The organism is Achromobacter sp. UMC71 (assembly GCF_014170305.1).
Lineage (GTDB): Bacteria > Pseudomonadota > Gammaproteobacteria > Burkholderiales > Burkholderiaceae_B > Achromobacter.
In genome coordinates, this window is the sequence record NZ_LZZT01000052.1 from 52,819 (window position 1) to 63,624 (window position 10,806).

The 10,806-nt window shown below is 67.1% G+C and carries 12 protein-coding genes and 1 pseudogene; 6 read left to right on the forward strand and 7 right to left on the reverse strand.

The window, feature by feature from the left end:
* The first annotated feature begins 182 nt into the window (after positions 1 to 182).
* Positions 183 to 1,361, forward strand: a complete 1,179-nt coding sequence (locus tag A9974_RS26050) for a M20 aminoacylase family protein (protein ID WP_183007070.1) — start codon at positions 183 to 185, stop codon at positions 1,359 to 1,361.
* 106 nt (positions 1,362 to 1,467) lie between these two features.
* Positions 1,468 to 2,436 (forward strand): tripartite tricarboxylate transporter substrate binding protein, encoded by a 969-nt coding sequence (locus A9974_RS26055; protein WP_183007071.1) that lies wholly within the window; start codon positions 1,468 to 1,470, stop codon positions 2,434 to 2,436.
* Between the two features lie 151 nt (positions 2,437 to 2,587).
* On the opposite strand, the gene A9974_RS26060 is transcribed toward A9974_RS26055, so the two are convergent.
* Together A9974_RS26060 and A9974_RS26065 are read right to left on the reverse strand one after the other, a co-directional pair.
* Positions 2,588 to 2,920: a YnfA family protein gene (locus A9974_RS26060; protein ID WP_183007072.1), complete on the reverse strand. Its 333-nt coding sequence runs from the start codon at positions 2,918 to 2,920 to the stop codon at positions 2,588 to 2,590.
* Between the two features lie 10 nt (positions 2,921 to 2,930).
* A complete protein-coding gene (locus tag A9974_RS26065; RefSeq protein ID WP_183007073.1) occupies positions 2,931 to 3,311 on the reverse strand; it encodes a MerR family DNA-binding transcriptional regulator in 381 nt (126 codons plus the stop codon).
* Positions 3,312 to 3,384: 73 nt separating this feature from the next.
* On the opposite strand from A9974_RS26065, the gene A9974_RS26070 reads away from it, so the two are divergent.
* Positions 3,385 to 4,452, forward strand: coding sequence for an MBL fold metallo-hydrolase (locus tag A9974_RS26070; protein ID WP_183007074.1), 1,068 nt, complete (start codon positions 3,385 to 3,387; stop codon positions 4,450 to 4,452).
* A gap of 54 nt (positions 4,453 to 4,506) precedes the next feature.
* Here A9974_RS26070 and A9974_RS26075 read toward each other — a convergent pair whose 3' ends face one another.
* Positions 4,507 to 5,133: a LysE family translocator gene (locus tag A9974_RS26075; RefSeq protein ID WP_183007075.1), complete on the reverse strand. Its 627-nt coding sequence runs from the start codon at positions 5,131 to 5,133 to the stop codon at positions 4,507 to 4,509.
* Positions 5,134 to 5,209: 76 nt separating this feature from the next.
* Here A9974_RS26075 and A9974_RS26080 point away from each other — a divergent pair, with 76 nt between their 5' ends.
* Complete coding sequence (locus A9974_RS26080) at positions 5,210 to 5,905, forward strand: nitroreductase (protein ID WP_183007076.1); 696 nt, start codon at positions 5,210 to 5,212, stop codon at positions 5,903 to 5,905.
* A gap of 82 nt (positions 5,906 to 5,987) precedes the next feature.
* Positions 5,988 to 7,181, forward strand: coding sequence for a cystathionine beta-lyase (metC, locus tag A9974_RS26085; RefSeq protein ID WP_370539684.1), 1,194 nt, complete (start codon positions 5,988 to 5,990; stop codon positions 7,179 to 7,181).
* A 59-nt stretch (positions 7,182 to 7,240) separates the two neighbouring features.
* Here metC and A9974_RS26090 read toward each other — a convergent pair whose 3' ends face one another.
* From A9974_RS26090 to A9974_RS29565, 4 genes and pseudogenes are all read right to left on the reverse strand, one after another.
* Positions 7,241 to 8,218 (reverse strand): hypothetical protein, encoded by a 978-nt coding sequence (locus A9974_RS26090; protein ID WP_183007077.1) that lies wholly within the window; start codon positions 8,216 to 8,218, stop codon positions 7,241 to 7,243.
* Positions 8,197 to 9,408, reverse strand: a complete 1,212-nt coding sequence (locus A9974_RS26095) for an ABC transporter substrate-binding protein (RefSeq protein WP_183007078.1) — start codon at positions 9,406 to 9,408, stop codon at positions 8,197 to 8,199. Before A9974_RS26095 ends, A9974_RS26090 begins: the two co-directional genes overlap by 22 nt.
* A 165-nt stretch (positions 9,409 to 9,573) precedes the next feature.
* Positions 9,574 to 10,206: a thiol:disulfide interchange protein DsbA/DsbL gene (locus tag A9974_RS26100; protein ID WP_183007079.1), complete on the reverse strand. Its 633-nt coding sequence runs from the start codon at positions 10,204 to 10,206 to the stop codon at positions 9,574 to 9,576.
* 84 nt (positions 10,207 to 10,290) lie between these two features.
* Positions 10,291 to 10,629: pseudogene (locus A9974_RS29565) on the reverse strand (SPOR domain-containing protein); the annotation flags it as partial.
* Positions 10,630 to 10,715: 86 nt separating this feature from the next.
* On the opposite strand from A9974_RS29565, the gene A9974_RS29570 reads away from it, so the two are divergent.
* Positions 10,716 to 10,806 (forward strand): SPOR domain-containing protein (locus tag A9974_RS29570; RefSeq protein WP_370539685.1); only part of this gene is annotated, 91 nt, incomplete at its 3' end.

Sequence of the window (10,806 nt, forward strand, 5' to 3'; positions counted from 1 at the left end):
CGCGTGACCTCATGATGCGCCGATCGGCTGGGGCTACGCAATGATGCACCGCAAATATTACGTTTACGTAAACGTAAATTTGAGTCGGGTTTTCCCTAGGCAAATGTTTGCGTCCCCGGGCAAGCGCCCTGGGTACTATTGCCCCCGATCCTTGAAACCTGAAATTTGTGACGGAGTAGGCGGTGCTCGAACTATCCAATCTGGACGATATTGTGGCGCTGCGGCGTGATCTGCACGCGCACCCTGAGCTTTGCTACGAAGAGCACCGCACCGCCAAGGTGGTAGCTGACGCCCTGAGCGGCTGGGGCATCGAGACGCACACAGGCATTGCCAAGACGGGCGTGGTCGGCGTGATCAAGCGCGGCACCTCGGACCGCGCCATCATGCTGCGCGCCGACATGGACGCCCTGCCGATGCAGGAAGAAAACCAGTTCGACCACCGTTCGCGCCACGACGGCAAGATGCACGGCTGTGGCCACGACGGCCATACCGCCATGCTGCTGGCCGCGGCCCGGCATCTGCAACAGTCGGGCGGCTTCGACGGCACGGTCTATTTCTGCTTCCAGCCCGCCGAGGAAGGCGGCGCGGGCGGGCGCGCGATGATCCAGGACGGCCTGTTCGACCGCTTCCCCTGCGAAGCCGTATTCGGCATGCACAACTGGCCGGGCCTGCAAGCCGGGTCGTTCGGCGTCTGCGCCGGCCCGATGATGGCCGCGGCCAACGGCTTCAAGATCACCGTGCGCGGCAAGGGCGGCCACGCCGCCGCGCCTCAGGATTGTGCCGACCCGGTGCCGGCGCTGTTCGCCATCGGCCAGTCGTTGCAGACCATCCTGACCCGCAGCAAACGCCCGCTGGATGCCGCCGTGCTGTCCATCACCCAGGTGCAGGCCGGCGGCAGCGTCATCAACGTGATTCCCGGCAGCGCCTGGCTGGGCGGCTCGGTGCGCGCTTACAGCACCGATGTGGTCGACCTGATCGAACGCCGTATGCACGAGATCGCCGGCAATATCGCCGCCGCCCACGGCTGCGAGGCCGACGTATTCTTCGAGCGCCGCTACCCGGCCCTGGTCAACACGCAGGCCGAGACCGATTTCTGCATGGACGTCATGCGCGACGTGGCCGGCGCCGACCGTGCTCGCGTCATCGAGCCGGTGATGGCCTCCGAGGATTTCGCTTTCCTGCTGCAGGCCAAGCCGGGTTGCTATGTGTTCCTGGGCAACGGCGACGGCGACCACCGCATGGCCGGCCACGGCCTGGGCCCGTGCATGCTGCACAACGCCAGCTACGACTTCAATGATGCCCTGATCCCGGCCGGCGCGGCCTACTGGATCCGCCTGACGCAGCGTTACCTCGCGGCCTGATTCCGACTTTGACGCCAGCATGGGCGCGCATGACGCCTTGCGGCCTGACGCGATTTTTGCAACACGCTTTACCTGACGCAGTGCTACGCAACACCACAAGGAAAGTATGAAAAAGAAGATGCTGTTCACGGCCGCGGGGGCGGCCCTGGCAATCATGGCGGGTGGCGCAATGGCGCAAACCTGGCCGGCCAAGCCCATCACGCTGGTCGTGCCCTACACCGCCGGCGGCAGCGCCGACGCGATCGGGCGCCGCTTGGGCGACATCCTGCGCAAGGAAGCCAACGTTACCGTCATCGTGGAAAACAAGCCGGGCGCGGGCGCGTCCGTCGGCACCGATTTCGTGGCGCGGGCCCAGCCTGATGGCACCACGCTGCTGCTGGCGTCGACCAGCCCGCTGACCATCTTTCCGCACCTGGCCAAGACCAATTACGACCCGATGAAGGACCTGACGCCGGTGGCCAGCGTGGCCGTGGCCCCGGTGGCCATCGTCGCGACCAAGTCCCTGCCCGTGAAGGACTTCGCCGGCCTGATCGACTACGCCAAGTCGCACCCGGACGGCGTGCGCTACGGCACGCCGGGCCAGGGCACCGTGGCCCACATCGGCATGGCGGCGCTGACCGCGCAGACCGGCACCAAGATGCTGCACGTGCCCTACCGCGGCAACAGCCAGGCGCTGACCGACGGCCTGGGCGGCGTGGTCGAACTGCTGGTGGTCAATACCGACGTGGTGCTGCCGCATGTGGCTAGCGGTGCGCTCAAGCCGCTGGCGGTGATGGCGCCCGAACGCCTGGCCGCCTGGCCCGACGTACCCACCATGGCCGAACTGAAGCTGCCGCAGGCCCAGTACTACTCGAACTTCGGCATCTTCGCGCCGGCCAATCTGCCGCCGACGGTCTCAGGTCCCCTGCAGGTCGCGTTGGCCAAGGCCGTTGCCAGCGCCGACTTCAAGGATCTGCTGGCCAAGTCCTACCTGCAACCGGGCACCGCAACGGGCGAGGCCTTCGCCAAGCAGGTGCAGGCCGAGTTCGCCAACAATGCCCGCCTGATCAAGGAAGGCAACATCAAGGCGGAGTGACGGGACACTTAGGTTGAGCCGCCCGGGTGGAGCTGCCTCAGACGGCGCCGCCCGGGACGCAGACGTCTGAATAGGCACTGCTGTAAAAAAGGCGCGCGATCCGCAAGGAGCGCGCGCCTTTTTTTGGCGGGATATGGACGATAACGGCGCCCTAGCCGCCGCGCGGCCCGAACATGATGACCAGCATTCCCGCCAGGCACAGGCCCACGCCGACATAGTCGCTGACGCTGGGCCGCACGCCATCCACCGCCCACAACCACAGCAGCGCCATGCCGATGTAAACGCCGCCATAGGCCGCATAGACGCGCCCGGACGACGTGGGATGCAGGGTCAGCAGCCAGGCGAACAGCGCCAGGCTGGCGGCGGCGGGCGCCAGCAGCCAGATGGAATGGCCGCGCCGCAGCCACAGGTAAGGCAGGTAACAGCCGACGATTTCGGCCAGCGCCGTCAGGATGAACAGCGCCAGGGTTTGCAGTATGCCCATGGTGCCGCCGTCAGGGATGCTGCGCGAGCAGGTCGCGGCACTGGCGTTCCTGCACCGCGATTTCCTGCAAGGTGTCTTCGATGTCGCGGCGCTGCTGTTCCAGCGTGGCGCGGTGCTGCTCCAGCACCGCCAGGTATTGCCGCAACTGGACTTCCGTGTCGCCCGGGCCGTCGTACATGTCGATCAGCGTCAGGATTTCGGACAGCTGCAATCCGAGCCGCTTGCCGCGCAGGGCCAGCTTCAGCCGCGTGCGGTCGCGCGGCCCGAAGATGCGGTTGCGCCCTTCCCGCGCCGGGCTGACGATCCCCTGGTCTTCATAGAAGCGGATCGTGCGGGGCGTGACGTCGAACTCGCGGGCGAGCTCGGAGATGGTCCAGGTTGACGAGGGCATGCGGCGTGTGGCAGTTTACGTAAACGTAAATTATGATGACTTGACCCGATCGTCAAGCGTGGAGAGCGAGGCAATGAACCCCAACGAACAGAAGCTGCAGTATCCCTGGGCCGATTTCCAGCCCGAAGCCGGCCGGGCGCACACGGTGGCCGACGGCGTGAAATGGATCCGCATGCCGCTGCCGTTCGCGCTGGATCATATCAACCTCTGGCTGCTGCGCGACAAGATCGACGGCCGCGACGGCTGGACCATCGTCGACTGCGGCATCTCGCGCGACGAGGTCAAGACGCTGTGGGAAGAGGTGTTCAAGAACGAACTCGAAGGCCTGCCCGTGCTGCGCGTGCTGGTCACGCACATGCACCCGGATCACATCGGCCTGGCCTATTGGCTGTGCGAGCGCTGGAACGCCCGGCTGTGGATGACCATGACCGACTTCATGGTGGCCTCGCTGTGGTCGTCGCGTCGCAACGAGGCGGGCGGCGGCCCCGGCGGGCAGTCCGCCGTCGACCATTTCGCGCGTCATGGCCTGACCGATCCCGATGCGCAGGAACAGATCCGCCAGCGCGCCAACTACTTCCCCAACCTGGTGCCGGCCGTGCCGTCGCGCTACACGCGCATCATGGACGGCGACCAGGTGCGTATCGGCGGACGCGATTGGCGCGTCATCGTGGGCTACGGCCATGCGCCCGAACACGCTTCGCTGCATTCGCCGGACCTGGGTGTGCTGATCTCGGGCGACATGGTGCTGCCGCGCATTTCCACCAACGTCAGCGTGTTCGACTACGAGCCGGACGCCAACCCCCTGCCCCTGTACCTGCGTTCGCTGGACGGCTATGGCGACGTGCCGCGCGACACGCTGGTGCTGCCCTCGCATGGCCGCCCGTTCAAGGGCCTGCACGAGCGCATCGCGCAGCAGCACGAGCATCACCGCGACCGGCTGGCCGAAGTGCTGCAAGCCTGTGCGGTGCAGCCCCAGTCCACGTCGGATATCGTGCCGGTGCTGTTCAAGCGCAAGCTGGACCTGCACCAGCTGACCTTCGCCATGGGCGAGGCGTTGGCGCACCTGCATGCGCTGTACTTCGAAGGCAAGCTGACCCGGGCCGAAGGCGCCGACGGCATCGTCCGGTTCTCGGCGGCCTGACCGCCGCTGCCGTGGCCGGGTCCCAGCGACGGGGACCCGCGCCGCGCGATCCGGCTAGCGCGTGGCCGTGGCCAGGCGCACGGCCAGGCCCACGAACACCAGCGCCGCGATGCGGTTGAGCCAGCGCTTGGCCGTGACCGAGCGCTGCAGCAGTTCGCCGAACGCGCCCGAAAAGAACGCGATGGCGCCGAACACCAGCAGCGTGGCCAGCATGAACACGGCGCCCAGCTGCACCGTCTGCCAACCCACCGGACCCAGCTTGGGCGAGGTGAATTGCGGCAGGAACGCGAAGAAGAACAGCAGCACCTTCGGGTTGGTCAGGTTCATGACGATGCCGCGCCGGTACAGCGCGGACGTTTTCATCGGCGCGGGCCGCTGGCCGCTTTCGGCGTGCACCGGCGCGCGCAGGATCTGCCAGGCCAGATAGGCGAGGTAGGCCGCGCCCGCCAGTTTGAGCACCGTGAAAGCCATGGGTGACGCGGCGAACACGGCGGCCAGCCCCAGCGCCACGGCGGCGGTATGGCCGAGCAAGCCCGTGCACAGGCCAAGCACCACGAACAGCCCGGCCTTGCGGCCCCAGATGGCCGATTGCATCAGCACGAACAGGTTGTCGGGCCCGGGGGTCAGGGCCAGCAATACGGCAATGCCGAAGAACGCGATCAGGGAGTCGAGGGGCAGCATGGAGTCTCGCAGGGTCGGCTGGCGCCTTGCGCGCCCGCTGTGAAATGGCATCATACGAGGAAACAAAGGAGACACGATGTCCGCAGTTTCGCAATCTGCCGCGCGCCCCGATGCCGCGCTCGAAGACTGGCTGCGCGCGCGCCACAGCTGCCGCGCCTTTCTGCCCGACGCGGTGCCGCGGGCCGTCATCGAACGCATCCTGACGCTGGCCCAGCGCACGGCGTCCTGGTGCAACTGCCAGCCGTGGCAGGTGACGGTGGCCTCGGGCGATGGCGCCCGGCGCCTGAGCCAGGCGCTGTTGCAGCGTGCGGAACAGTCTGGTTTTTCTCCTGATTTCCCGTTCCCGCGCGAATACCAGGGCGACTACCTGGCCCGGCGCCGCGAATCGGGCTTCCAGCTCTACAACGCCGTGGGCGTGGCCCGGGGCGACCGCGAAGCCTACCGGCGCCAGGAACTGCGCAACTTCCAGCTGTTCGACGCACCGCACGTGGCGGTCATCACGACCGATGAGGCGCTGGGCGAATACGGCGCCATCGACTGCGGCGGATACGTCGCCAATTTCCTGCTGACGGCGCAGGCCAACGGCGTGGCCACCGTGGCCCAGGCGTCGCTGGCCATGTATCCCGAGGTGCTGCGCGATACGCTCGGCCTGCCCGCCGACCGCCGCGTGGTCTGCGCCATTTCGTTCGGCTATGCGGATACGGCGCATCCGGCCAACAGCTATCGCACCAGCCGGGCCGACCTGGCCGCGACGGTACGCTGGGTCGACTGAGGCCGATTCCCGCGGCGCGACATCGCCGCCCGCTCCTGATATGGTTCAGGATTCCCGTCCCTACGCCAAGATTCCCCTGAAGATGCCTACCAAACACATCGATACGGTTCTGCAGCACGCGGGCACCGCCCCGTACAACCCCGAGACCGGCACGGCGCCGGTGCCGCTGCCGCCGATGCGCGCCAGCACGGTGCGGTTCGAAAACCTGGCCGCGCTGGAAAAGGCCCAGCGCAGCAAGGCCGCCGGCGGCCGCGCGACCACCTACGGCCGCATGGGCATGGATACCCACGCGGCGCTGGAACAAGTGTTTGCGCAGCTGGAAGGCGGCACGCACGCCTACCTGGCGCCGTCGGGCCTGTCGGCCATGACCATGGTGATGCTGGCGCTGTGCTCGGCGGGTGATCACGCGCTGATCTCCGATTGCGTCTACGGCCCGATGCGCGAGCTCGACGATGCCGTGCTCAAGCGCATGAACATCAACGTGACCTACTTCGCCGCGGGCGAAGACCTGGACGCGCTGGTGCAGCCCAATACCAAGCTGCTGTACGTCGAATCGCCCGGTTCGCTGCTGTTCGAAATGCTGGACATGGGCGCCATGGCCGCATTCGCGCAGCGCCGCGGCCTGGTGCTGGCCACCGACAACACCTGGGGGTCGGGCTACATCTACCGGCCGCTGACGCTGGGCGCGCAGGTGTCCATCATTGCCGGCACCAAATACGTGGGCGGCCATTCCGACCTGATGCTGGGGGCGGTGGTCACCAACGATGAAAAGATCGCCAAGCAGCTGAACCGCACGCAGTACGCGATGGGGTATTCGATCAGCGCCGACGATGCCTGGCTGGCGCTGCGCGGCGTGCGCACCATGCCTATCCGCATGGCCCAGCACGCGCGCCATGCGCTGGAAGTCTGCGCGTTTTTCAAGGGCCGGCCCGAAACCGTGCGCCTGTTCCATCCGGCCCTGCCGGAAGATCCGGGCCATGCGCTGTGGCAGCGCGACTGCACGGGCTCGAACGGCATGCTGTCGGTCGAGCTGCGCCTGTCGCCGGCGGCGGCGCGCGTGTTCGTCGATGCCCTGGAACTGTTCGGCATCGGCTTCTCGTGGGGCGGCTACGAAAGCCTGGTCCAACTGGTGTCGCCCAAGGACCTGTCGCATCACCGCTATTGGGGCGAAGGCCAGAACGCGCTGGTGCGCCTGCACATTGGCCTGGAGTCGCCGCAGGACATCATCGCGGATCTGACGCAGGCCTTGGAACAGGCCGCGGCCGTACCAGGCTGATCTGGCCGGGCGCGCGCCGCTGGCGTTGTTCGGTCAGCCGCGTGCGATGGGCCGCGCCCTCAAGCCGCCTCGGCCCGTATCCAGGCGCTGATGCGCGCCGCGATGTCGTCGCTGTTGTCGTCCATCATGGGCATGTGCGAATTGCCCGCAATGCCCATGTCGGCCAGGCGCCACGTCGCGACGTTCGCGCCGTGCGCCGCCAGTTGCTGCGCATAGTCCTGCCCCGCCTGGCACAGACGGGTCCACAGCGTTGTCGCGTCCAGGTAGTCGCCATACACGAACAGGAACGGCTTGCCCGCCACGCTGGCGGGCGCCACCGCTTCCGAGAAGCCCGACGGCTCGATGCCGATCACCCCTTGCACCAGGTCCGGCCGCGCTTGCAGCGCACGGTAGGCGACTTCGCCGCCATGGCTGTGCGCCAGCACCAGGCTCGGGCCGATGCGTTCCAGCGCCGCGCAAAAGCCCGCCAAGGCGGCATCGTTGTTGCCCAGCCAGCGCGGCACCGCATGGCGGATGAAGGTGTCGAACGCCTGTATGGGAAAGCGCAGGCCTTCAAAAGCGCGGCGCGTTGGGTAGTCTTGCGCACGGCCGAAGCGGAACAGCGACCAACTCTCTTCGGCGTTGCGCACGATGGGCGGCTCGGGCCAGACCTCTTCAAAGGGCGTCCAGCCCGCCCGTCCGCGCTCGACGTTGTCCACTACGTACACCGCATGACCCTGCCGCAAAAAATGCTGCAGCCAGCCGGGCCGCCCATCCGGTGTCTGTTCCCACATGGCGCCGGTCATGCCGCCGCCGTGCAGCAGCACCAGCGGCAAGGGATGCCGCCTTTCGGCAGGAATGAAGTACTGCACGTAGGCCTGTTCAACGTGATACAGCCCGTTTGGGTCGTACGGCAGCGACGCGGTGCGGGTAAAGGCGATCTCGCGCGGCGGGCGTCCTTCGATGCGGACCTGCCGCCCGCCGGCGTAGAAGCTGCCGAAATCGGCCAGCGCCAGCGGGGCGGATTCTGTCTGATTTATTGCTTGACCAGCGGGCATTGGCTTTCCGACAAGGGCCAGGCGAGCGAGTCGCCCGGAATGGTGCGCACGATGTTGTAGTAGTCCCAAGGCGCCTTGGACTGCGCTGGCGACTTGACCTGCGCCAGCATCATGTCGCGCACCACCAGGCCGTCCTGGCGGATGTGCGCATTCAGGCTGAAGGGATCGTCGATGGGTAGCGATTTCATCTTGGTCATCACGGCGTCCGACTCGGTCGTGCCGGCCGCCTGCACCGCGCGCAGGTAGTGGCGCACCGAGCTGTACACGCCCGCTTGCAGGAAGGTGGGCGGACGGCCCAGGCGGGCTTCGAACTTCTTGGTGAAAGCGCGCGTGCCGTCGTTCATGTCCCAATAGGATGGCACCGTCAGGTAGGTCTGCTGCGCGGCCTGCAGCCCCAGGCTGTGCACGTCGGTGATCAGCAGCAGCATCGCGGCCAACTTCTGGCCGGCACCGGTGATGCCGAATTCGGCGGCCTGCTTGATCGCCGAAATCGTGTCGCCGCCCGCGTTGGCGATGGCGATGATCTGCGCCTTGGACGCCTGCGCCTGCAGCAGGAACGAGGCAAAGTCGGACGCATTCAGCGGATGGAACACGGTGCCCACCACTTCGCCGCCGTTGGCCTTGACTACCGCTTCGGTGTCGGCGGCCAATTGCTTGCCAAAGGCGTAGTCGGACGCCAGGATGAACCAGCGTTTGTTGCCTTCGTTGACGACGGCGGTGGCCGTGCCGCGCGACAGCGCGTAGGTGGTGTAGGTCCATTGCACGCCGTAGGGCGAGCACTGCGCCTGGGTCAGCGCGGTGGTGCCGGGGCTGGAAAACAGCACCAGTTTTTTCTTTTCGCGGGCGATGCCCTGCACGGCCAGCGCCACCGAAGAGTTGGGCACGTCCACCACCACGTCCACGCCGTCGGTGTCGTACCACTTGCGCACCATGCTGCTGCCGATGTCGGGCCGATGCTGGTGATCGCCGGACACCAGCGAGATGGGTTTGCCCAGCACCGTGCCGCCGAGTTCCTCGATGGCCAGGCGGGCCGCTTCGACCGACCCGCGGCCGGTGGCGTCGGCAGTGACGCCGGCCATGTCCGTCAGGACGCCGATCTTCACGCCGTCGGCGTCATTGGCATGCACCGAGGCGCCGGCCAGGGCCAGGCACAAGCCTAGCGCCGCGCGGCGCAGGAGTTGCTGTCTCATTTGTCTTCCACCCTTGTAGGCCGCCAGCGGCGGCGAATTATTGTGGGAGAAGTGTAGCCCGTGGCAGGCGCCCATGAATGGCGATGCATCCTAGGGACGACCCCATGAAAAACGCCCCGGCCGATGCGGCGCGGGGCGTCTGGGGGACTGCGGTTCAGGCGTGCGTCAGTTGCCGCGGGCCATCGGGATCAGTTGGTTCACTTCCTTCAGGGCGCCTTCGTAGCTGTTGCCGGCCAGCACGGGCGAGGTCATGAACTTGCCGCCGACGGCGAACGACGGCGTGCCGTCGATGCGGTAGGCCTCGGCCAGTTGGTTGGCGCGCTGCACCTGGGTCTGGACGCTGAACGAATCGAACACCGAGTCGAACTTGGCGCGGTCCACGCCTTGCGCGGCGGCCCAGTCGCCCATGGCCTTCTTGTCGATCAGGCGCTTGTGCTCGCCGTGGATGGCGGTGAAGACCTTGGCGTGCAGGTCCGGACGGTCCAGGGCCAGCAGGGTGTAGTACAGCTGTTGCAGGGGCTTCATGCCGGCATTGAAGGCGATCGGCACTTGCTTCAGGACAACATCGGCGGGCGCCGTCTTGGCCCAGTCTTCAACCATGGGCTCCATGGCGGCGCAATGCGGGCAGGTGTACGCGAAGAATTCCAGCACTTCCACCTTGCCCGGAGTGTCGGACGGCAGCGGCGGATTGATGGCGACGTAGGCCTGGGCGCCTTGGGCGTGGCTGACCGGGCTGAAGAACGCGGTGGCGGTCAGCGCGGCGGCTGCCAGGATGCGGATGAGCTTGGGGGACAGCATGGATGATGTTCCTGAACAAAAAGGTTACAGACAGGGCCGGGCCCGGATAAGTTCAATCAAATAAACCATGATCGGCGCGCCGCGTTACTGGCGCACCACCGCTGTTTCAATCTTGTTTTCGCCCAGGCGGCCCCGGGCGCGATTCATGTCGTCCAGGCGGGCGAACGGCCCGACGCGAACGCGGTTGATGGATTTGCCGTTCACTTCGGCCTTTTGCACGGCCACGGGCAGACCCAGCAGGATGATGCGGGCTTTCAGGGACTCGGCGTCGTCCTGGCCGCGGAACGCGCCCGCTTGCAGGTAGTACGAGCCATTGGCCGATGCCGCCGGGGCGGACGATGCGGCCGGCGCCTTGACCGCGGGCGCTGGGCTGGGCGCCAGCTTGGCGATGGGCGTGGGCGGCGCGCTGGCGGCGGGCCATCGCCAAGCTGGCGCCCAGCCCAGCGCCCGCGGTCAAGGCGCCGGCCGCATCGTCCGCCCCGGCGGCATCGGCCAATGGCTCGTACTACCTGCAAGCGGGCGCGTTCCGCGGCCAGGACGACGCCGAGTCCCTGAAAGCCCGCATCATCCTGCTGGGTCTGCCCGTGGCCGTGCAAAAGG